The sequence below is a fragment of the Sandarakinorhabdus oryzae genome, from assembly GCF_009733735.1.
Classification (GTDB): Bacteria; Pseudomonadota; Alphaproteobacteria; order Sphingomonadales; family Sphingomonadaceae; genus Sandarakinorhabdus; species Sandarakinorhabdus oryzae.
On record NZ_WNJP01000386.1, the window covers coordinates 1 to 706 of the forward strand.

A 706-nucleotide genomic window follows, 5' to 3' on the forward strand; every position below is an offset into this window, starting at 1 on the left:
CTGGCGGCTGCTTGCCATCACTGGCCGCAGCCTGATCCCGCGCGCCGATTTTGGGCCGGCCTGCGCGCGCGCTGACATCATCGTCGCCGATCGCCGCCTGCCGGCCTGGTGCCGGCCGCGCTGGCTGAAGCTGGATGCTGCCGCCCTGGCCCGCACCGGCGCCACCGCCATCTGGCTGGACGCGGGGCGGGTGGAGACCGTGGCGGATGGTGCTGGCGACCGGCCCTGGTCAGCATTCGAGCAGCCCGCCCAATAGCGCAGGCTTGCCGCATTGCCGGTGAGTGGCGATGCTGCAGGCAGGGGAGACTCACATGGCCGACATCATCGATCCCGCCCGCCCGATCGTGGACCCGCACCATCATCTCTGGGATCGGCGCATCTTCCCGCTGCCGGCGCCCGGCGCCTATCCGTTTGAAAAGGCGCTTGGCCTCAGCCCGCTCTACTTGCTCGATCAATTGAATGCCGACATGAAGGCCGGCCACAATATCATCGCCACGGTGTTCCTCGAATGTGGCGCCTTCTACCGGGCCGATGGCCCGCCGGAATTGCGCTGCGTCGGCGAAACCGAATTCGTCAACGGTGTCGCCGCGATGAGCGCTTCCGGCCTCTATGGCACCGCCCGCGCCTGCGCCGGCATCGTCGGCCACGCCGATCTCACCCTGGGCGCCGCCGCGCGGCCGGTGCTGGAGGCGCACCTGGCCGCCGC

2 pseudogenes are annotated in these 706 nt (G+C 70.0%); both read left to right on the forward strand.

What is annotated here, in order from left to right:
- Positions 1 to 256: pseudogene (locus GJ693_RS17325) on the forward strand (ComEC/Rec2 family competence protein); the annotation flags it as partial.
- A 55-nt stretch (positions 257 to 311) separates the two neighbouring features.
- Positions 312 to 706, forward strand: a pseudogene (locus GJ693_RS16455) (amidohydrolase family protein); the annotation flags it as partial.